This window comes from Halopelagius longus, assembly GCF_900100875.1.
In the GTDB taxonomy this organism is placed as follows: Archaea; Halobacteriota; Halobacteria; order Halobacteriales; family Haloferacaceae; genus Halopelagius; species Halopelagius longus.
Genome location: NZ_FNKQ01000002.1, coordinates 715499 through 735224, shown reverse-complemented (window position 1 = coordinate 735224; position 19726 = coordinate 715499). Strand labels below are relative to the sequence as shown.

The 19726-nt window shown below is 67.3% G+C and carries 20 protein-coding genes; 13 read left to right on the top strand and 7 right to left on the bottom strand.

All coding sequences use genetic code 11. The features are described 5' to 3' along the window. Positions 1-9: 9 nt before the first annotated feature. Entirely contained in the window at positions 10-894 is an 885-nt protein-coding gene (locus BLS11_RS09515; protein ID WP_092536510.1) for a fructosamine kinase family protein, read from the bottom strand. 140 nt (positions 895-1034) lie between these two features. Between BLS11_RS09515 and BLS11_RS09510 the strand changes: the two genes are divergently transcribed. Next, a complete protein-coding gene (locus tag BLS11_RS09510) occupies positions 1035-1517 on the top strand; it encodes a Mov34/MPN/PAD-1 family protein (protein ID WP_092536507.1) in 483 nt (160 codons plus the stop codon). After that, positions 1514-1945 (top strand): FAD synthase family protein, encoded by a 432-nt coding sequence (locus BLS11_RS09505; protein ID WP_092536504.1) that lies wholly within the window; start codon positions 1514-1516, stop codon positions 1943-1945. Before BLS11_RS09510 ends, BLS11_RS09505 begins: the two co-directional genes overlap by 4 nt. 64 nt (positions 1946-2009) lie before the next feature. Here BLS11_RS09505 and BLS11_RS09500 read toward each other — a convergent pair whose 3' ends face one another. Both BLS11_RS09500 and coxB read right to left on the bottom strand, forming a co-directional pair. Then, positions 2010-2210 carry a hypothetical protein gene (locus BLS11_RS09500; protein ID WP_092536501.1) on the bottom strand — a complete coding sequence of 67 codons (201 nt, stop codon included), beginning with the start codon at positions 2208-2210 and terminating at the stop codon, positions 2010-2012. 224 nt (positions 2211-2434) lie between these two features. Further along, positions 2435-3214, bottom strand: coding sequence for a cytochrome c oxidase subunit II (gene coxB, locus BLS11_RS09495; protein WP_092536498.1), 780 nt, complete (start codon positions 3212-3214; stop codon positions 2435-2437). A gap of 172 nt (positions 3215-3386) precedes the next feature. Here coxB and cyoE point away from each other — a divergent pair, with 172 nt between their 5' ends. From cyoE to BLS11_RS09475, 4 genes are all read left to right on the top strand, one after another. Next, positions 3387-4739: a heme o synthase gene (cyoE, locus tag BLS11_RS09490; protein ID WP_092537238.1), complete on the top strand. Its 1353-nt coding sequence runs from the start codon at positions 3387-3389 to the stop codon at positions 4737-4739. Continuing rightward, the gene (locus tag BLS11_RS09485; protein ID WP_092536496.1) at positions 4736-5413 is read left to right on the top strand and encodes a DUF7546 family protein; all 678 of its coding nucleotides are present in this window, start codon (positions 4736-4738) and stop codon (positions 5411-5413) included. The genes cyoE and BLS11_RS09485 overlap by 4 nt, the downstream gene beginning before the upstream one ends. Before the next feature lie 97 nt (positions 5414-5510). After that, positions 5511-5741 (top strand): SelT/SelW/SelH family protein, encoded by a 231-nt coding sequence (locus BLS11_RS09480; protein ID WP_092536493.1) that lies wholly within the window; start codon positions 5511-5513, stop codon positions 5739-5741. A 4-nt stretch (positions 5742-5745) separates the two neighbouring features. Further along, a complete protein-coding gene (locus BLS11_RS09475; protein ID WP_092536490.1) occupies positions 5746-6159 on the top strand; it encodes a hypothetical protein in 414 nt (137 codons plus the stop codon). Positions 6160-6214: 55 nt separating this feature from the next. Here the strand turns inward: BLS11_RS09475 and BLS11_RS09470 are convergent, their stop codons facing one another. Beyond that, positions 6215-7234 carry an aldo/keto reductase gene (locus BLS11_RS09470; protein WP_092537236.1) on the bottom strand — a complete coding sequence of 340 codons (1020 nt, stop codon included), beginning with the start codon at positions 7232-7234 and terminating at the stop codon, positions 6215-6217. A gap of 316 nt (positions 7235-7550) precedes the next feature. On the opposite strand from BLS11_RS09470, the gene BLS11_RS09465 reads away from it, so the two are divergent. After that, entirely contained in the window at positions 7551-8597 is a 1047-nt protein-coding gene (locus BLS11_RS09465; RefSeq protein WP_092536487.1) for a Gfo/Idh/MocA family protein, read from the top strand. Positions 8598-8618: 21 nt separating this feature from the next. Here BLS11_RS09465 and BLS11_RS09460 read toward each other — a convergent pair whose 3' ends face one another. After that, positions 8619-9998, bottom strand: coding sequence for a PQQ-dependent sugar dehydrogenase (locus tag BLS11_RS09460; RefSeq protein ID WP_092536484.1), 1380 nt, complete (start codon positions 9996-9998; stop codon positions 8619-8621). A gap of 121 nt (positions 9999-10119) precedes the next feature. Between BLS11_RS09460 and BLS11_RS09455 the strand changes: the two genes are divergently transcribed. Continuing rightward, on the top strand, positions 10120-11103 hold the full coding sequence (locus BLS11_RS09455; RefSeq protein ID WP_092536481.1) for an ABC transporter ATP-binding protein: 984 nt from the start codon (positions 10120-10122) through the stop codon (positions 11101-11103). Then, positions 11100-11861 carry an ABC transporter permease gene (locus BLS11_RS09450; RefSeq protein ID WP_092536478.1) on the top strand — a complete coding sequence of 254 codons (762 nt, stop codon included), beginning with the start codon at positions 11100-11102 and terminating at the stop codon, positions 11859-11861. The genes BLS11_RS09455 and BLS11_RS09450 overlap by 4 nt, the downstream gene beginning before the upstream one ends. A gap of 38 nt (positions 11862-11899) precedes the next feature. Here the strand turns inward: BLS11_RS09450 and BLS11_RS09445 are convergent, their stop codons facing one another. Further along, positions 11900-12925, bottom strand: coding sequence for a DUF7972 family membrane protein (locus tag BLS11_RS09445; protein WP_092536475.1), 1026 nt, complete (start codon positions 12923-12925; stop codon positions 11900-11902). A 164-nt stretch (positions 12926-13089) separates the two neighbouring features. On the opposite strand from BLS11_RS09445, the gene BLS11_RS09440 reads away from it, so the two are divergent. Beyond that, entirely contained in the window at positions 13090-13746 is a 657-nt protein-coding gene (locus tag BLS11_RS09440; protein WP_092536472.1) for a bifunctional 4-hydroxy-2-oxoglutarate aldolase/2-dehydro-3-deoxy-phosphogluconate aldolase, read from the top strand. Here the strand turns inward: BLS11_RS09440 and BLS11_RS09435 are convergent. After that, entirely contained in the window at positions 13743-14435 is a 693-nt protein-coding gene (locus BLS11_RS09435) for a carbonic anhydrase (RefSeq protein ID WP_092536469.1), read from the bottom strand. The genes BLS11_RS09440 and BLS11_RS09435 overlap by 4 nt on opposite strands. A 247-nt stretch (positions 14436-14682) precedes the next feature. On the opposite strand from BLS11_RS09435, the gene BLS11_RS09430 reads away from it, so the two are divergent. The 3 genes from BLS11_RS09430 to BLS11_RS09420 all read left to right on the top strand — a co-directional run bounded on the left by BLS11_RS09430 (position 14683) and on the right by BLS11_RS09420 (position 19694). Then, the gene (locus tag BLS11_RS09430; RefSeq protein WP_092536466.1) at positions 14683-15156 is read left to right on the top strand and encodes an Lrp/AsnC family transcriptional regulator; all 474 of its coding nucleotides are present in this window, start codon (positions 14683-14685) and stop codon (positions 15154-15156) included. Between the two features lie 658 nt (positions 15157-15814). Then, a complete protein-coding gene (locus tag BLS11_RS09425; protein WP_092536463.1) occupies positions 15815-17299 on the top strand; it encodes a proton-conducting transporter transmembrane domain-containing protein in 1485 nt (494 codons plus the stop codon). Beyond that, positions 17289-19694: a DUF2309 domain-containing protein gene (locus tag BLS11_RS09420; RefSeq protein ID WP_092536460.1), complete on the top strand. Its 2406-nt coding sequence runs from the start codon at positions 17289-17291 to the stop codon at positions 19692-19694. The genes BLS11_RS09425 and BLS11_RS09420 overlap by 11 nt, the downstream gene beginning before the upstream one ends. Positions 19695-19726: the final 32 nt, after the last annotated feature.

Genomic DNA, 19726 nt, shown 5'->3' with positions numbered 1-19726 from the left:
GTCGCCCGGTCAGTAGCCGAGACGGTCCAACGCCTCGTCTAACTCCGAGAGGTAGCGGTCGCCGAACACTCGGACGTGTTCGAGAATCGGGTAGAGACGGTACGCCGGGCGTCGCTCCTCGAAGAAGCCGTCCTCGACGCCGCGGCGTTCGCGATAGCGTTCGAGGAACGCGTCTCCGAACGCGTTCGTACCCACGACGTACGCGAGTTCGACCTCCGGGTGGCCGTAGTAGATTGCGGGGTCTAAGAACGCCCGCACCTCGTCGCCGGAGACGACGAGGTTCGCCTCCCACACGTCGCCGTGGACGAGGGCGGGCGCGTCCGGTTCGGTCAGGACCGAGCCGATGTTTTCGGCGAACGCCTCGATTCGCCGCCGGTAGGAGTCGTGGAGGCTCCCCTCGGCGACTGCCGCCTCGGCGCAGTGGCGGAGGCGGTGGTCGCGGTAGAACTCGACCCACGAGTCGGTCCGCGGGTTCGGCTGTCGGTACGGACCGCTGAGCGTGTCCCGCGGGAATCCGAAGGCGTCGGCGGTCACCTCGTGGAGGGCCGCGAGGTGGTCCGCGACTGTCCGTTCGAGGGCGGGGCCGAACGTCGGGTCGTCGTCGCCTTCGACGAACTCCATCACGAGCAGGTCGTCCTCGGCGTGGAACACCTCGGGGACGGGAATCGGCGACTCCGCGGCGAGATACCGGAGCATCTCGGCTTCGACGGTGAGCGGCGTCCCGCCGACTTTCGCCACGACGGGGTCGCGGCCCGAAACGGAGACGCGGTAGACGGTCCCGACGAATCCGCCGTCGAGTTCGGTCAGGTCCGTCGCGGACGCGTCGAACAGCGATTCGACGCGGGCTCGAATCTCCTCCGGCGGCGGCGTCTCGGCGTCGTCGTCTGCGGCCATACTCCCCGTCGGGCGGTGAGGGAAGTGAGGCTGACGCTTCCGAATCGCGGGCCTCGTCGCCGGGTACGTCGGCGTCGTCTGTCGATTCTTCCGTCGGCCCGACCGCAACTCTTAGAAGGCGACGCGCCGGAGTTCGTAGCATGCGCCTCTTTCGGTCGGGAGAGATTCTCGGCATCGCCGAGGACGCACTCGAGTTCGCACTCGAGGCCTCCCGCGAAACGCACCCGGACGAGTACATGGGATTCCTGCGCGGGGACGACGCGCGGAAACTCGGACTCGACCGACGGGGGACGGTCATCACGGACGTTCTCATCATCCCGGGGACGAAGTCCGACCCGACGAGTGCCACCGTGGACTCGAACATGGTTCCCAACGACCTGCGCGCCGTCGGGTCGATTCACTCTCACCCGAACGGCGTCCTCCGCCCCAGCGACGCCGACTTGGACACGTTCGGCAACGGGAAGGTCCACATCATCGTCGGCGCGCCGTACGAACGGACCGACTGGCGGGCGTTCGACCAGTACGGCGACCGGCGGAGTTTGGACGTCCTCGACGTGGAGTTGGCCGACCCCGAGGAGTTCTTCGACTTCACCGAGGACGATTTGGACTTAGACGACGTATGACGGGCAGAGTCATCGCCCAGGGGACGTTCGACATCCTCCACCCCGGCCACCTGCACTACCTCCGCGACGCCGCCGCCCTCGGCGACGAACTCCACGTCATCGTCGCGCGGCGGGAGAACGTGACCCACAAGGCCAAGCCGGTCCTCCCGGACAGGCAACGGCGGGACATGGTGGACGCCTTGGAGATGGTCGCGGAGGCGCACCTCGGCCACCGCGAGGACATCTTCGTCCCCATCGAACGCATCGAACCGGACGTCATCGTCCTCGGCCACGACCAACACCACGACGAGGACGGCATCCGCGCCGCCCTCGCGGAACGCGGCATCGACTGCGACGTGACCCGCGCGTCGCCATGCGAACCCCGATACGACGGCGAACTCCTCTCGACCGGTCGCATCGTCGACCGCATCCTCGACCGGCGGGGATGAGGTAGCCGACTCCTCGTTCCCCGTCCGTCTCTCTTCGGTGACATCCTCGTCAGACCGCCCCGCGTTATCGGTCGCTCTCTCGATTCACAGAGTACAGTATCGCTCCGGAAGCGAGGCCGCCCGCGGCGCCCGAAATCACCGCACTCACCACGTTACCGTCGAAGAAAACCAGTTCGAGGCCTCCCCAGACGACGACCCAGATAACGATCATCGTCGCGACGTAGGCCCACCGCGTCTCCGAGACGAAGCCGACGAGTTCGTTCACGTTCCGTTCGATTCCTTCGGGACGGATATACGTTCGCCACCGAGCGACTGCGATACTTCGTCGCCGGAGTGTTCGACTGACACGCCGACCGGACGTCGAGAGTCGGATGTCGGCGGAACCACCGAGGCGCAGAGACCGGTCGGAGAGACGGCGGACGGAGAGCCGAGAACGCGGACGCTCCGCGTTACGTTCGACCGAAGAAGTGTGACCGCGACGCGTCGGGCTTACTGCCCTTCGCTGGTACTGTTGCCGCCGTTGCCGCCGTTGCCGCCACTGCCGCTACTGCTGTTCTGTTGCTCGCTCAGCCACTGCTGGTACTGGTCCTGTGAGACGACTTCCATGGTGAAGTACATCTGCGAGTGGGAGACGCCGCAGTACTCCGCGCAGTAGCCTTGGTACGTTCCCGTCTCGTAGGGGACGGTGTTGATGACGTTGACCTGTCCGGGCATCGCGTCCTGCTTCAGGCCGAGTTCCGGCACGTGGAACGCGTGTACCACGTCCCGACTCGTCACGCGGATGACCACCGGCCTGTCCTTCGGGACGACTATCTCGGTGCCGGTCGTGAAGTTACCCGCCTCGGGGTACGACATCTCCCATCCCCACTGGTAGGCTTCCGCGCGGACGACGACGGGGTCCGCCTGTTCCTCTTCGATCCCCACGTCGGCGGCGCTCTGCCCGCTGACGTGCGTCACGTCCGCGAGGACGCCGTAGGACGCCACACCGACGAAAAGGAGGATGATGGCCGTCGCGATGGTCCACGTGATTTCGAGGCGACGGTTCTCCCGCGTCGGAAGCGGGTTGCCGCTGTTCCGGAACTTCACCACCGTGTAGATGAGGATGGCCTCGACGAGCAGGGTGATGGGTACTGCCACGTACAGGAGTTTTCCGTTCAACTCGTTGATCAACTGCGCGCTGGACGACGGTTGCGCCGCGACGGGGAGTGCGACGAGCGCCATCGCCAGCATCGACAGCAGAGGAACGAGCGCCAAGCGCGTCTTTCGCATCTTATCGGGGGTTAGGAGCAAGGACCTAAATAGTTGCTGACTCCCGCACAGCGGCCCCCACGGGCGAAAGCGCGGGGCCTAAATAGAGTGCGTCCCAACCGCCACTCAGGTGATTATCGTGGAATCGACTCGCACACACGACACCGTCCACGGCCTCCTCGCCGCCACCGCGATGGGCGTCTACCTCCTGCTTCTGGTGGGGGCGACGACGGCCGTGACGGACGCCGCCGCGGCGTGTACGGCGTGGCCCGCCTGCGGCGACGGCTTCGCCACGCCGACGACGCTCGCGGGGTGGGTGGCCATCGGCCACCGAATCGCGGCGGTGGCCGTCGGACTGCTCGGCGTCGTGACGCTCGTCGCCGCCCTCCGCGCCGACGTCGAACGCCGCGTCCTCGTTCCGATGCTCGCCGCCGGCGCGTTGTACCCCGTACAGGCCGGGCTGGGCGCTCTCGTCGCCACCGAAGGCGGCGGCGGGACGCTCTCGGCCCTCCACCTCGTCGTCGGGATGGCCATCTTCGGCGGTCTCGTCGCGGCGCTGGCGTGGTCGCTCGAATCCGAAACCGGCGACCCCTCGGAGTCGCCGACCGGCCACCCGGAACCGGACCTCCCGCCCGCAGAGTCGCACGACCCGGACGTTCCGACCGCACCCCTCGCCCGCGCGAAGGCGACGGCGAACGCGTACTTCCGGATGATGAAACCGCGGCTGATGTGGCTGCTCTGTCTCGTCGCCTCGGCGGGGATGGCCCTCGCGAGTGCGACGACGGGGGGGCTCTCCCCCGAGATAGTGCTGGCGACGCTCGGCGGCGGCGTCCTCTCCATCGGCGCGTCGGGGACGTTCAACCACGTCTTCGAGCGCGATATCGACCGCCGGATGTCGCGGACGAACGACCGACCGCTCGCGACGGACCTCGTTCCGGTGCGCAACGCCATCGCGTTCGGCCTCGTCCTCGCGGCGGCGTCGCTGGCGCTGTTCGCGTGGGTGAACGTCCTCGCGGCGGTGCTCGGCCTCGCGGCCATCGTCTTCTACAGCGTCGTCTACACGCTGATGCTGAAGCCGAACACGGTGCAGAACACCGTCGTCGGCGGCGCGGCGGGCGCGCTCCCGGCGCTCATCGGCTGGGTCGCCGTGACCGGCGAGGTGGGACTCGGCGGACTCGTCTTGGCGACGGTCATCTTCCTTTGGACGCCCGCGCACTTCTACAACCTCGCGTTGGCGTACAAGGACGACTACGAGCGCGGCGGCTTCCCGATGATGCCCGTCGTCCGCGGTGAGACGACGACGCGCAAGCACATCCTCTGGTACCTCGGGGCGACGCTGGTCGCCGCGGGCGTGCTGGCGGCGACGGAAGCGCTGGGGCTACTGTACGCGCTCACGAGCGTCGCGTTCGGGGGGCTGTTCCTCTACTTCGTCGTCCGCCTGCACTACGAGCAGAGCGAACGGGCGGCGTTCCGCGCGTTCCACGCCTCGAACGCCTACCTCGGCACGGTGCTTCTCGCCGTCGTCGTGGACACGCTGGCGCTATGACCTCCGTCTCGGCCGCCGTCTCCCGACCCTCGCGCGACGACCTGCTACTCGTCGGACTCCTCGCCAACACGCTCGTTCTCGGCGCTCTCGCTTACGTCGCGGCGGCCGGTATCTCGGTCACTCAGCCCCGGTACGCGCTGTACGGACTCGCGTGGATACTCGTCGGCGTCCTCGCCGTCTGGAAGACGGACGTGGCACCGACCGACCGGACGACGCGGCGACGGGCCGCCGCCGTCGCCGTCGGGTACGCGGCCGTCCTCGCCGTCGCGGGCGGCGTCCTCGTCACCGCCGCGGGGCAGGTTCCGGGAGGCGAGTGGGGCGTCCGAATCGCCACGCTCGCGCCCGGATGGGGGCCCGCGCCCGTCCTCTCGACGCCGTACGCCGCCGTCGTCCTCATGCCCGCCCGCGTCGTCGGCTACCTCGCGTTGGCGTACCTCGTCTACGCCACCGTCATCGACGCCGCGGGCTCCGCGGTGTCGGGACTCCTCGGTCTCCTGTCGTGCGTCTCCTGTTCGTGGCCCATCGTCGTCTCCCTCCTGACGGGCGTCGTCGGCGGCGGGTCCGCCGTCGCCGCGGTGGCGTTCGACTTCTCCTACGATATCTCGACGGCCGTGTTCCTCGTCACCGTGGGACTGCTCTACTGGCGACCGTTCGGCTTCCGCCGCGGGGAGTGAACGCCGGGTGCGTCGGGCGCGTCCACCGCATCACCCGTCGAGTCGCACCGCGTCGAGTCGCGTCGGGTTTACCTTCCTTCGCGGAGAACGTCCGGCCATGACGACCGTCGAAATCGAGTACTGCGTCCCCTGCGGCTTCCTCGACCGGGCCGAGGAGATTCAGCACGCGCTTCTGCAGCAGTTCGGCGAGAGACTCGACAGGGTGGCCTTGGTGACCGGCGACCACGGCGTCCTGACCGTCGCCGTCGGTGGCGAGACGGTCTGGGACAAGGAGGACGACGAGTACGACGTCGACGCCATCACGCGCCGCGTCCGAGAGACGCTGTGAGACGGTGAAGTCGGGCGAACACGCCGTCGTCGGCGCAGTCGTCGGGAGCGTCGCGGCCGTCCTCCTCGTGGGAACTGCGTCGCTCCCCCTCCTCGCGGGGTACGTGGCGTACGCCGTCCTGTTGAGCGTCGTCGTCGATTTGGACCACTTCCTCCTCTCGCGGGCGGTGGTCGGCGACTGGCGACACCTCGAACTGGCCGTGACGAACCCGCGAGTCGGCCTGATAGAACAGGAGAAGGTGTTCGAGGGGTACGCGGACGTGTTAGAACCTCGGCGACTCCTCAGTCACCACGTCGTCGGCGGCGTCCTCGCCTTCGGCCTCGCGGCCGCCGGACTGGGTACCGTCGCCGTCTTCAGCGCCGTCGTCCTCTACGCGCACGTCCTCTGCGACTACCTCCGCGACTTGGGGTACGCCTGAGTCGGCGGCACCCCGCCGCTTACGGCCTCCGCGTCTCCCGAGGCCCGGCGGGAGATTAGTGGATGAGTTTCCCGTCCTCGCCGTACCGGGCGTCCATGATGCGCTCCCACTGGTCGTCCGAGAGGTCCACGTCGGCCGCGCCGACGTTCTCGTCGAGTTGTTCGACGGTGCGCGCGCCGACGATGGGGACGACGGTGGCCTCGGGGTAGTCCATCAACCACCGGAGCGACACCTGCGCGGGCGTGGCGTCGACCTCTTCGGCGACGTCCCGCACGGCGTCTAAGACGTGCCACCCGCGCTCCGAGAGGTAGAACTGGTCGAACCGCTCGTCGAAGTCGGCGCGGGACCCGTCGGGCGCTTCGACTATCGTCGGGTCGTCGGGGTCCGCGCGTTCGTACTTCCCGGTGAGGAAGCCGCCCGCGAGCGGGGAGTACGGACAGACCGCGAGTCCTTGGTCGCCGCAGACGTCGAGGTAGTCGGCCACGTCCTCGTAGTAGCCCGCGTGGAACAGCGGTTGGGTCACCTCGAACCGCTCGTAGTCCTCCACGTCGGACTTCCAGAGCGCCTTCGTCAGTTGCCACGCCGCCATCGTCGAGGCGCCGAGGTAGTTCACTTTCCCCTCCTCGACCAGACGGTCGAGCGTCGAGAGCGTCTCCTCGATGGGCGTCTCCTCGTCCCAGCGGTGGATGTAGTACAGGTCGAGGTAGTCGGTGCCCAGTCGGTCCAAGGTCCCCTCTATCTGGTTTCGGACGTGCGTCCGCGAGAGACCCGACCCGTTGGGGTTCTCGTCGTCGAAGCCGAAGTACACCTTCGAGGCGACGACGAACTGCTCTCTGTCGTAGTCGGAGAGCCAATCGCCGATCCAGTCCTCGCTCGTCCCGTTGGGGTCGCCGTAGACGTTGGCGGTGTCGATGAAGTTGCCGCCGCGTTCGACGTAGGCGTCCAGGAGTTCGTGCGCCTCCTCCTTCGACGTCTCCAACACGCCGCCGGTCTTCCGGCCGAACCGCCACGTGCCGAAGCAGAGTTCGGAGACTTTCGTCCCTGTCGTCCCGAGTCGTCGGTAGTCGAGGCTCATGGTGAACACGTCTCCCGCGTCGGTGAAAAACGTGACACTTGCGGCGAGCGCCTCTTCCTCGGTCGCTTCGCTCCCTCGGTCGATGCTCTCACCGACGTCCCACTCGCTCACTCCGTTCGCTCGCGGGACTTGCGGCGAGAGCGTTCGAACCGAACCCCTCCGCATCACATTCAATTTCCAAATCGAACACTCGTATTCTCAGACGAGCTATACCGGAATGGTAGACGATAGAAACGTCGGATCTGTCGTGTCTCACCGTAGATAGAAATTCGTTCTTGTCGGAACGTTTTTCACTTCGGAACGCTCCCGTGTCGACATGACACATCTTTCGGTGGTCGCAATCGGTCTCGGCTCTCTCGGTAGACTCGAGAGTCACATCGCGAACTCGCTCGGCGACGTCGAAATCGTCGGCGGCGCGGACCCCTCCGAGTCCGCCCGCGGGACGTTCGAATCGGAACTCCACGCGCCCGCGTACGACTCCCACGAGGAACTGCTGGACGCCACGGACGCCGACGCCGCCATCATCTCGTCACCGCACACCCTCCACTTCGAGCACGCGATGTCGTGTCTCGAACGCGGCGTCCACGTCCACTTGGAGAAGCCCATGGTGACGGACTTAGACGACGCGCGCACCCTCGCCCGCGAGGCGGAGTCGCGCGACTGCGTCCTCGCCGTCGGCTACCAGCGACACTTCGACGACCGGTTCCGGGAGATTCGGCGCGTCATCGACGAGGGACGCATCGGCACGCCGCACATGGCGACCTGTCACCTCGAACAGGTGTGGATAGACGCCGTCGGCGACAGTTGGCGGGGGAACCCGGCGCTGTCGGGCGGCGGACAACTGTACGACTCGGGGTCGCACCTGCTCGATTCGCTCCTGTGGGCGACGCGGAGTACGCCCGTCTCCGTCGCCGCGACGGTGGATTCCCGCGGCGCCGACGTGGACGTGAACTCGGCGCTGGCCGTGACGCTCGAACGCGACGACGGCCGCATGACCGCCAGCGTCGGCGTCTCCGGCGCGGGGCAGAGTTCGCCCGCGCCCGGCGAGATGCTCTCTATCTGGGGCACCGAGGGCTCCGTCTCCTTCGACGGCGAGACGATTCGCGTCACCGAGAACGGGACGACGTACGAGGCGACGCCGGAGGAACCCTCCTTCGAGGACCTCACGGAGCGGAAACTCGGCAACTTCTTCGACGCGATTCGCGGCGACGCGGAGTCTCTGATTCCGCCCGAGGACGCCGTGAAGGTGACCGCACTCACCGAGGCGGCGTACGAGTCCGCCGACTCCGGCCGCCGCGTCGAGGTGGACGCCAGTCTCGACGGGAGCGCCGAAGCGCCCGCTGAAGTCGTTCAGAACGACTGAGCGAGCCGAAAAACTCGATTTTCACGGCGCGACGAGTCGGGAGAGCGTGCCGGAGGACCCGGAGACGCCGCCCTCGTTGGCGAGGACGTACACCTCCTCGCCGTCGCGGCCGAACGCGAGGACGTTCGACCCGAGCGACGGCGACCCGACGACCGACACCTCCGAGATAGGCCACGGCGTCTCCGACGAGTCGGGGGTCGCGGCGAACAGACGGCCGTCAGCCTGCCAGTCCGCGAAGACGTACGCCCCCGAGAGAGCCGGAACCTCGTCGCCGCGGTAGACGTACCCCCCGATGACGGCCGCGCCCGAGGGGCCGTCGCCGGAGTGGGAGTACTCGATTACGGGGTCGACGAGGGCTTCGCCGTCAGCAGTCTCGGCCGGGCAGGAGTCGGCGCCGAAGCAGTGCGCGCCCTCGCGGACGTTCCACCCGTAGTTGCCGCCCGCGGTGACGCGGTTCACCTCCTCGTAGGCGCTCTCGCCCACGTCGGCGACGTACAGGTCCTCGCCGTCGAAACTCACACGCCACGGGTTGCGGAAGCCCCACGCGTACTGTTCGTCGAAGCCCTCGCGCCCCACGAGGGGGTTGTCCTCGGGGATTCCGTACGGCTTTCCGTCCGTTCGGGAGTCCACGTCGTCGGACTGCGTCCGACTGCCCGACGAGGTTCCCTCGTCGACGTCGATTCGCAGTACGCTCCCGAGGCGGTTCGCCGTCACGTCCTGTCCGTTGCCGCCCGGGACGGCGTCGTACCAGTCTTCGACGTGGCCCGTCCCTCGGTCCTCGCTCCCCCCGCCGTCGCCGACGCCGACGTAGAGGTAGCCGTCCGGACCGAAGACGACGGACCCGGCGTTGTGGTTCGGTTGCGGTTCGGGAATCTCCAACAGCGTTCGCTCCTCCGGCGAGGGGTCGTCCGCGCCGGGGTCCACCGTCAGTTCGCTCAGGACGAACGTGTGACTGTAGTTCGATGGCGTCCCCTCTCGGTTCGGAGCGCTGTACCTGACGAACAGGCGGCCGTTCTCCGCGAAGTCCGGATGCGCCGCCATCCCCAACAGTCCGCGCTCGGAGTAGCCGCTAACCTCGACCACCCTGTCCCGGAGGTCTAGGTAGGGCTTCTCGGCGCGTCCCTCCCCCGTCACCGACCAGACGACGCCGGGTTGGTCCACGACGAACCGACGGTCGACTCCCGCGGGCGCACAGAGGTCAACCGGCGCGGCGAACCCCTCGGCGACGCGTTCGAGTCCGACCCTCGCGTCGTCCAACGATGGAGTTCCGGCGGTTCCGGTACCGTCGACGTCAGTCGTCCCTGTGTCCGTCTGCGCCGACTCGCCGCCGCACCCGGAGAGTGCGCCCGCGAGTGCCGCGGCGGACGCGCCGAGGAACCGCCGTCTGTCCACGGAGAGCATGGGCGGACCTGCGGACGGGGCCGGATTAAAGCCACCTCCGGCGGGTCGGTCGGGTGGTACCCCGTTCGATTCCGCGCCGGATTCCGAATCGCTTACCACCGGACGACACCGAACCGGAGGTATGGACAAGGTACTCGTCGCCGAGAGCGTCCGCAAGTCCTACGGCGACGTGGACGCGCTTTCGGGCGTCTCGCTCTCCGTCGCCGAGGGCGAGGTGTTCGGACTCATCGGCCCGAACGGCGCGGGAAAGACGACGCTCGTCCGGGCGTTGACCGGGACGACGGCCGTCGAGGGGGACGTCAGCGTCCTCGGGTCCGACCCGGCGGCGGTAGAGGAGTCCCGCGTCGGCCTCCTCCCGCAGTCGTTCTCGCCCGCGGGTCGCCTGACGGCCCGCGAACTCGTCTCCTACTACGCGGGCCTCTACGACGAGGCGCGCGACCCCGACGCCGTGTTGGCCGACGTCGGCATCGAGGGCGACGACGCCGACGCGTGGTACGAGAACCTCTCGGGCGGCCAGAAGCGGCGGACCTGCGTCGCGGCGGCCCTCGTCAACGACCCCGACGTGCTGTTCTTGGACGAACCGACCACCGGCATCGACCCCGCGGGGCGGCGGTCGCTGTGGAACCTGCTGGAATCGCTCGCCGACGGCGGGACGACGGTGTTTCTCACCAGTCACTCGATGGTCGAGGTCGAACGCCTCTCGGACCGCGTCGGCTTGCTCAACGACGGCGAACTCGTCGCCGTCGGGACGCCCGCGGACCTCGTGGCGGCCCACGGCGGCGACAGCAGACTCCTCGTGGAGACGACGGCGTCCCCCGAGCCGGACGCCCTCGACGACGGCCGATTCACCCTCTCGACTCGGGGCGACGAACTCGTCTTCGAGGGCCTGACGCCCCGCGACATCGGCGACGCCGTGCGCGCGTTGGACGACGCGGGCGTGGCGTTCGACTCGTTGACGTGGACGGAACCGGACCTCGAAGACGTCTACCTGTCGCTGACGGGCGAGTCGTTCGAGGCGGTCGGCCGGACGGACGCGGCCGCGGGGGCGGACGCCGATTCGGACGCGGACGCTCCGGTCGCGGAGGCCGGAGGTGGTCGCCGGTGACGTCCGTCGGCCGCGTTCGCTCGACGTTCTTCGCGTCGTGGCACTCGTTCCTCCGCCGCCGGACGGCGGTGTTCTTCACGTTCTTCTTCCCCGTCATCATCGTCCTCATCTTCGGGGCGTTGGTGCAGACGCAACCGACCGGCGGCGGCCTGTTCGCCGAACCGCCGGGCTACTACGTCCCCGGCTACCTCGCCGTCGTCGTCCTCTTTACGCCCCTCTCGCGCGTCGGGTCGAGCATCGCCCGCCACCGCGAGGGCAACCGCTTCGAGAAACTGGCGACGACGCCCCTCACGCGCGCGGAGTGGTTGCTGGCGCAGACGCTGGTGAACGTCGTCGTCATCGGCCTCGCGGCGTTGGCGCTTCTCGTCCTCACGGTGCTCGTGACGGGCGTGTCGCTTCCGCTCACCGCCGAGACGCTCTTGGTCGTCCCGTTCGTCGCCCTCGGCGTGACGCTGTTCTGCGGCCTCGGCGCGGTCATCGGCCGCGTCGCCGACTCCCAAGACGGCGTCATCGCGGCGTCGAACGCCATCGCGCTGCCGCTTCTGTTCCTCTCTGAGACGTTCGTCACGCCGGACCTCCTGCCCGCGTGGTTCCGCCCCGCGGTGAACCTCTCGCCGTTGACGTACTTCGCCCGCGGCGTCCGCGCAGTGACGTACGCCGACGCCTCCGGGGGCGCGCTGTTCAATCTGGCCGTCCTCGCGGTGCTGGCGGCGGTGTTCTTCGCGGCGGGGGCGTACGCGATTCCGCGGACGGACTGAGCGCGTCGCCGGAGGCGCGCGGTCGGACCGCGCCCCCCTCACGGCGACTTGAACGTCGGTTGCTCCTGCGTCGGCGTGGTGAACGGCGTGATGGCGACCGTTCGCTCCGAGACGACGGAGAGACGAAGCACGTAGGAGACGAGCACCATGAGCGGTGCCGTGCCGACGGTCGAAACGACGAGGATGACGGACGACAGTTGGCCGATGCTGGCGACGGTGGACGGGGTAATCGACAGTATCGTGAGGACGGTCATCGTCAGGAGGATGGCCGGCATCCCGACGTACAGGAGGCGACGCGACAGGCGCGCGAGTTCCACCTGCATGTAGAGCGTCTTCAGGTACTGTCGCGCCACGTCTATCTGCCGGAGTCGGACGACGAGTCCTTCGAGTGTCTCCTCCATCTCGTCGGGGAGGTCGTCGCCGCGTTTCTTGCGGAACTCGACGATGTCGTACATCTCCTGTGAGTAGTTCGAGTCTAACATCAGCACGAGCGTGCCGAACACCTCGGAGTCGCTGTCCTTGATACCGCGAAGTACCGACGCCGCGTGTCTGTCGAGCGGTCTCGACCACTCTTCGACCTCCGCGTCCACCTCGCTTCCGAGGCGTTCCCGCTGGCGTTCGATGTCGCCGAGGGCGTCGCAGATACCCTCGAAGAGCACTTCTACGAACGCCGCCGGGGTGACCGGCGCGGTGTCGACGTCGGTGAGTTCCACGGCCTTCTGGCGGTAGTCCATGGCCTCGGATATCTGCTCGCGGAGTTCGCCGAGGTCACTCAACTGCCGGGAGATGACGAGTTGGTTGATGGAGAGCACGACGGAGATGAGGGTGAAGTTGCCGCCGAAGATGGCGCTCAACAGGTAGTAAACCGGCGAGAGTTCGATACGGGTCACGCCGAACCACGAGTCGAGGAGGCTCACGAACGTCCCGAACGCGACGAGGAGGACGGCGGCCAAGACCAGTCGACTCCCGTCGAGGAACACCCACTCGTGTACCTTCGACGGAACGGTTCGCGCCGTCCGGCGGTACGACCGAAGACGGACGTCCGTCTCGCGGTGCTGAACCATCGAGTCCCTGTAGCGGTGCGGCAGGCAAGTGCGTTCTGCCCCCCGAAACGGACGGTCAGCGGACGGGAACGCTCCTCGGAACGCGGACATCGGAACGGGGCCGAGGCGGTGCCGTCCGTCGGTCCCGGGGGCTTAATAGCGAACGCGGCGCAGGTGGAGACGACATGGTCGCACTCGACGTACACGAGGACATGCAACGACTCACCGAGAGCGGCGTCGTCGCGGTGATGCGCGGGGCCGACGCGGACACCGTCATCGACGTGGCGCAGGCGCTTCAGGAGGGCGGCGTCACGGCGTACGAGATAACCGCCGACAACCCCGACGCAATGGAACTCATCCGCGAACTGTCGGCGTCGTTCACCGACGACGAGGCCATCGTCGGCGCCGGGACGGTCCTCGACGGGGAGACGGCGGGGCAGGCCATCCGGGCGGGCGCGGAGTTCGTCGTCAGCCCGAGTTTCCACGAGGACGTCGTCGACACGAGCAACCGCCACGGCACCTTGGTCGCGCCGGGCATCTTCACGCCGACGGAGGCGATACGCGCCTTCGAGACGGGCGCGGACTTCGTGAAACTGTTCCCCGCCTCCACGGCGGGGCCGAAGCACCTCTCGAGCATTCAGGGACCGCTTCCGCAGATCCCCATCATGCCGACCGGCGGCATCGACATCGACAACGCCGGCGAGTTCATCGAGGCGGGCGCAGTCGCCGTCGGCGCGGGAAGCGCCATCATGGACGGAGACGCCATCGAGGCGGGCGACTTCGAGTCCATCACGGAGACGGCCCGCGAGTTCACCGACGTGATAGAGTCGGCTCGAAGTTAGAGCAGCGAACGAACGCGGTTCTCGTACTCCTCGGGCACTCGTTCGCGGAGGGCGTCCCCGTCGGTGTCGCCGTCCGCGGCGACGAGGTACGCCGCCCCGTCGTCGCCGCCGTACGCCCGTTGGAAGTCGTAGACGAACCCCGAGACGGTCACGTCCTCGGGGACGGCGTCGCTCTCGACGAGGAACGCCACCTGTTCGCGGACGAGGTACTCCACGAGGCGGTTGACCGCCTCGCTCGCCTCCGTCTCCTCGTCGTAGACGCCCGCTTCGTTCGCCTCCTCGACGTACGGGACGAGCCGAGATATCGCCTGTTCGACGCCCGGCAGGACGTCGCCCCCCTCGCCGTTAACCGCCTGATAGGCGGCGGTGACCGCCCCGCATCCGGTGTGGCCGAGGACCACCGCGTCGTCCACGTCCAACGAATCGACGGCGTAGCCGACGGCGTCGTTCGCGACGAGTTCGCCGTCCACGTCCGTCCACGCCTGATTGCCGACGTTGACCGACGTGAACAACTCGCCCGCCTCCTCGACGCCCCACGCGCCCTCGGCGGGGACGCGCGAGTCCGAACAGCTAACCGCGACCACGCCGGGGTTCTGCGCACCTCTGAGTTGCGAAAAGTAGTCCCCGGGGATACCTCGTACGTGACGTTCGTTGCCTTCGAGAAGGCGTTCGAGTCCCTTCGTGCCCATACGTGTTGGAGGGGGGCGACCCGAAAAATGGTTTCTCGTTGCACTGACTTCCCACGGCGTTGCGACCGGCGTTTTCGATACAGAGGCCGTGTGTGCCGGGGATCTCTCACCGCGAACCCCCGACACCGTCGTCACCTGATATGCTACCCGCACGAGAGCCACCCCCTCGGCAGACGAAAACAGAGAAATCGGTGCTACACCCGAGCAACGTACAAAGGTAAAGTGCCTTTGTCGCGGACACACGGGTATGGCCGAGGACGAGATCGACGACGTGGACAGAGCGATTCTGTACGCGTTACAGGAAGACGCCCGAAACATGTCGTCCGGAGACATCGCAGAGCGAACTGATACCTCCGACAGTACCGTCCGCAAGCGCATCCAGCGTCTCGAATCCGACGGCGTGATCAAAGGATACAGCGCCAGCGTCGATTATCAGAAATCGGGCTATCCGCTCCGTATGTTGCTCTACTGCACCGCTTCGATACCCGAACGCGGTGAGCTCATCCCCGAAATTCTGCAGATCGACGGCGTCGTGTCGGTCCAGGAGTTGGTCACCGGCGAACAGAACCTCCTCGTCACCGCTATCGGCGAGTCGGACAGCGATATCACGCCCGTGGCACAGGAACTCCTCGACATGGGACTCACCGTCGCCGACGAAGTCCTCGTTCGGAGCCACGAGACGACGCCCTTCGGCAAGTTCGATCCCGAGAACGGACGCTGAACGACGGCTTGTTCGCTGTTTCGGGCGCTCTCACCGGACGACTTCCCGACGAGAACGGTCCCCTCCGACTTCTTCCGTGCGAGCATCCCGCCCTCGTTGACGATACGGTTCTTCGAGTCGATCCACCGAACGTTTCGGTGCTATCAGCTCACCTCACGAGCGAATCTCCCCGAAGAATCGATGGCCGATACCGACCCGTGTGCACAGAAGCGAACGATCCGTCGATGAACGGGGACAGCATCGAATCTGTTATCGATTCAGTCCGAGGCCGGACCGAATCTCGAAGAGACCCGGTACGCGGGCCGGATGCTCGGACCCCCTCGTCGTCTCCTGTCCGACGAGTACCTGCGAACATCTGGGCCGCTTTGGCCGGTTGACGCCGCTGAAACGTCGTCGTTCAGACACTCCGGAACCAGACGCGGGAACGACGCGAGGGCGAAGCGGTTCCGGACGGCAACGTCGAACACCTCAGACTCCTGTACGACACCGACCGCACGGCACTCGAAAACATAACGTTCTATAATCGAAGATTTGCGAACATTTTGTGAGCATAGGGAGTTTTATTAGTCGAACCGTTCTCAAATACGGGTAACGACGACCAGTATGGTATTCCGATCTCGCCTCGGTCGCCAGGATGGGTCGTAAAACGGACTGAACGATGTCAGGACGCACCTCAAAGACGACGGTCGGAGCGCTCCCGGACACGACGGTGGAGTCGCCGTTCGTTCCTGTCGCACTAACGTGGCTCGTGTGGGTACTATTCGCCGCGAGTAGCGGCGTACTCGCCGCCCGAGTCCTGTTCGGTGGCGCTTGGGAGATTCCCGGCGTGGTCGCCGTCGACGGACTAACTATCCTGATGTGGGAGGTCGTCACGTTCTTCAGTGCGATCATCCACACCTACTCGCGCCGCTACGTGGCGGGTAGCTCCTACGAAACGGGCTTCTTCGTCGCGATGTTCGGATTCACCGTGGTCGTGATGGGACTCGTCGCGGCCGACCACATCGCCCTGTTCGGACTCCTTTGGCTGACGATGGGCCTGTCGATGGCGAAGCTCATCGGTATCGTCAGCGGCTGGGAACAGGCACAGGCGGCCGCGACGGTCGCCCGCAAGTACTTCCTCGTCAGCAGTGCGCTCCTCGGAGTCGCGCTGACGACGCTGTGGTGGGCGACCGGGGCGACGACGGTCTCCGGCATCGCCGCGGCGGCCGAGACGCTCGGCGGGCCGGTGTGGCTCCTCGCCGCCGGAGCCCTCGTCCTCGCGGCGATGATCCAATCCGCGCTCGTCCCGTTTCACAACTGGCTCCTCTCCTCGATGACGGCACCGACGCCGGCGTCGGCGCTGATGCACGCCGGATTCGTCAACGCGGGCGGCATCCTACTGACCCGTTTCGCGCCGGTCGTCACGGTTGACGCGACGCTCATGCTCGCGGTCGTCGTCGCCGGTGCGGCCAGCGCGTTGCTCGGGAAACTCCTCAAAACCGTCCAACCGGACGTCAAGAGCAAGCTGGCCTGTTCGACCGTGGGACAGATGGGCTTCATGATCATGCAGGCTGGCCTCGGATTCTTCGGGGCCGCTATCACCCACCTCGTTCTGCACGGCTTCTACAAAGCCTACCAGTTCCTCAGCGCGGGCGGAGAGGTCGAACGGACCAGCCCGAAGAAGGCGGCTGGACGGGAGACCGGCGTCGCCGGCGTCGCCGTGACGCTCCTGACCGGACTGGCCGGAGGCACGCTGTTCGCACTGTTGACGGGAGAAGGAACGAGCCTCGACAGCGGCCTCCTGTTGGTCTTCTTCGTGGTGCTCACCACGCTCCACGCGGCCCGAAGTACGGTCCGGCACGCGTCGCTCCCGGCGGCGGTCCGCTACGGGGCGGTCCCGTTGGTCTTCCTCCCCGCCATCGCCGTCTACGCTCTCGTCTACACGGCCGTCTCGGGTCTGCTGGCCGGACTCCCGGTCGTCACGGCGCCGACCGAACTGAGCGTGTTCCACGCCGTCGTCGCCGCCGTCTTCCTCGCCGTCTACGTCGCGATGGAAGCCGGCGTCCACGAACGCAGCCGGCGCCTCTACGTGACGCTTGTGAACGCGAGCCAACCGTCGTCCAGCACGGTCCTGACCACCAGGGAGGATTACAATGAGTACTGAATCCACTATCGAAGACAGCATCGACAAGGCAGCGACCACCGTCGGATCGGTCTGGCCGATTCACTCGTTCGTGACGGCCAACCCCCTCTCGGGGTTCGAAGACCTGCCGTTCGGCGAGGCGGTGACGCAGGCGGCCGACCTGCTCGGTGGTCGCGGCTACCCGAGCCCGGAGACGTTCCGAGCGGCGCTCGACGACGGCCAGATCGACCCCGAAATACTCGAATCGGAACTCACGGAGCGCGGCTACGAGGCCGACCCGGAGACGCTGCTCGAACGCATGGACGCCGCCGCCGATCCGGAGACGCCGGATTCCGACACCGAGCGTGCCGATCACGTACTGACGAAGTGGCTGTCGGCCTTCCTCGACGAGGGCCACGCCCAGTGGTCGATGCCGAACCGCGAAGCCGGGTTCTACGCGGCCTTCCGTGAGGTGGCCGAACACGACGGCGAAATCCCCGACGAAGGGGTCGTCGCCGCGCTGCCCGAAACGCCGACCGAGGCCATCGAGGCCGTCCTGGAGCCGTACCCGGAGAGCCAGTGGGTGCCTATCTTCGAGGAGCAACTGGCCGCGCTCCCCGGCTGGGCCGGATTCATCAAACGGCGCGCCGACGACGAGGACGTGTGGCAGTCGGCCCACCCAATCACGCTCGCGGGCTATCTCGCGGTCCGCCTCTCGTTGCTCGACGGCTTCGGCGTCGATATCGAGCCCTCGACCGGCCCCGACGGAGCCGAGACCGACGCGGCCGACGAACTCGCCGAAGCGTTCCTGAACGCGTGGGAGGCGAGTTACCGAACCGACGTCGTCGAGAGCGTCGCCGCCGAGAGCCGGTCGCTCGCCGAGAGCGAGCCGTCGGGTCGCCCGGACGCGCAGTTGGTCTTCTGTATCGACACCCGCTCGGAGCTTATCCGCCGCCACATCGAAGCCACGGGCGAGTACGAGACTCACGGCTACGCCGGCTTCTTCGGTATCCCGATGGAGTACCGGGGGTACGATGCCGAGGTGGCGGTCGATGCCTGCCCGCCGATCCTCGACCCGCAGCACCGTATCACCGAGATTCCGGCCGATAAGGACACGCAGGCGAGCCACGAGCGATGGTCGAACATCCGCGAAGCCGCGAGCGAGGTCGTCAAGACGCTGAAAGAGAACCCCGCCACCGCCTTCGGCTTCGTCGAGAACGCCGGCAGCGGGTACGGGCTGGCGCTCGCGGCCCGCACGCTCGTCCCCGGCCGCCTCTACGATCTGTTCGATACCGCCGACGACGCGGTGCCCGACGACCACGAGTTCTGCGAGCAGATCGTCGACCACCAGCACACCTACGTCGGTGATCTTCCGGTGGGGCTGACCCACGAGGAGAAAGTCGAGTACGCCGCTACCGCCTTCGAGTTGATGGGCTGGGAGGAGTTCAGTCGCCTCGTCGTTTTCGTCGGCCACGCCAGCGAGACGGCCAACAATCCCTACGACTCGAGTTTGGACTGCGGTGCCTGCGCCGGCAACCCCGGCGGCCCGAACGCCCGCGCCCTCGCGACGATCTGTAACGACACCGAGGTCAAGACGGCGCTGCGCGAACGCGGCTTCGACATCCCCGACGACACCGTCTTCCTCGCCGGCGAACACAACACGACGACCGACGAGATCGAACTGTACGACGGCGACGTACCCGAGAGCCACGCGGGGGAACTCGACCAGTTGCGCGCAGACCTCACCGTCGCTCGCGAGAACGCCGCCGCCGAGCGCGCCGAGTCGATGGGCGCCGACGGATCGACGGGCGTCAGCGAGACGGAACGCCGCGCCGCCGACTGGGCCGAGACGCGTCCCGAGTGGGGGCTGGCCGGTAACGCCGGCTTCGTCGTCGGCCCCCGCGAACTCACGAGCGACCTCGACCTCGACGGGCGCGCCTTCCTCCACTCGTACGACTGGTCGACCGACCCCGACGGCGACGCGCTGGAAGCCATCTTCGCGGGCCCCGTGGTCGTCACCCAGTGGATCAACAGCCAGTACTACTTCTCGACGGTCGACAACGCCGTCTACGGCAGCGGGTCGAAGGTGACCCAAAACCCCGTCGGCAACGTCGGCGTCTATCAGGGCAACGGCGGCGACCTGATGACCGGTCTCCCCCTCCAGTCGCTGATGGCCCGCGACGACGAACCGTACCACAGGCCGCTCCGCCTCTCGACGGTCGTCCACGCGCCGGTTCAGCGCGTCACCGACGTCCTGGCCGACTGCGAAGAGGTGACCGAACTGCTGGACAACGACTGGCTCTCGCTGACGGTCGTCGACCCGACCCAAGACCACCGCGCGTTCCGCTACGAGGACGGACTGGAGTGGACGCCGGCGTCCGTGCGGCCGGACGCCCGTCAGAAGGTGCCGAACGCTCCCGCGGCCGCGGACGACTGACCGGCGCGAATCCGCCGCGAGCGAACGGACTG

Coding starts and splice junctions, on each gene's coding strand:
- BLS11_RS09470 (WP_092537236.1), bottom strand. CDS start 7,234: ATGAGCCTCGACTACCGACGACTCGGGACGACAGGGACGAAAGTCTCC.
- BLS11_RS09420 (WP_092536460.1), top strand. CDS start 17,289: ATGAGTACTGAATCCACTATCGAAGACAGCATCGACAAGGCAGCGACC.
- BLS11_RS09510 (WP_092536507.1), top strand. CDS start 1,035: ATGCGCCTCTTTCGGTCGGGAGAGATTCTCGGCATCGCCGAGGACGCA.
- BLS11_RS09445 (WP_092536475.1), bottom strand. CDS start 12,925: ATGGTTCAGCACCGCGAGACGGACGTCCGTCTTCGGTCGTACCGCCGG.
- cyoE (WP_092537238.1), top strand. CDS start 3,387: ATGGGCGTCTACCTCCTGCTTCTGGTGGGGGCGACGACGGCCGTGACG.
- BLS11_RS09460 (WP_092536484.1), bottom strand. CDS start 9,998: ATGCTCTCCGTGGACAGACGGCGGTTCCTCGGCGCGTCCGCCGCGGCA.
- BLS11_RS09465 (WP_092536487.1), top strand. CDS start 7,551: ATGACACATCTTTCGGTGGTCGCAATCGGTCTCGGCTCTCTCGGTAGA.
- BLS11_RS09455 (WP_092536481.1), top strand. CDS start 10,120: ATGGACAAGGTACTCGTCGCCGAGAGCGTCCGCAAGTCCTACGGCGAC.
- BLS11_RS09430 (WP_092536466.1), top strand. CDS start 14,683: ATGGCCGAGGACGAGATCGACGACGTGGACAGAGCGATTCTGTACGCG.
- BLS11_RS09515 (WP_092536510.1), bottom strand. CDS start 894: ATGGCCGCAGACGACGACGCCGAGACGCCGCCGCCGGAGGAGATTCGA.
- BLS11_RS09425 (WP_092536463.1), top strand. CDS start 15,815: ATGTCAGGACGCACCTCAAAGACGACGGTCGGAGCGCTCCCGGACACG.
- BLS11_RS09505 (WP_092536504.1), top strand. CDS start 1,514: ATGACGGGCAGAGTCATCGCCCAGGGGACGTTCGACATCCTCCACCCC.
- BLS11_RS09485 (WP_092536496.1), top strand. CDS start 4,736: ATGACCTCCGTCTCGGCCGCCGTCTCCCGACCCTCGCGCGACGACCTG.
- coxB (WP_092536498.1), bottom strand. CDS start 3,214: ATGCGAAAGACGCGCTTGGCGCTCGTTCCTCTGCTGTCGATGCTGGCG.
- BLS11_RS09440 (WP_092536472.1), top strand. CDS start 13,090: ATGGTCGCACTCGACGTACACGAGGACATGCAACGACTCACCGAGAGC.
- BLS11_RS09435 (WP_092536469.1), bottom strand. CDS start 14,435: ATGGGCACGAAGGGACTCGAACGCCTTCTCGAAGGCAACGAACGTCAC.
- BLS11_RS09480 (WP_092536493.1), top strand. CDS start 5,511: ATGACGACCGTCGAAATCGAGTACTGCGTCCCCTGCGGCTTCCTCGAC.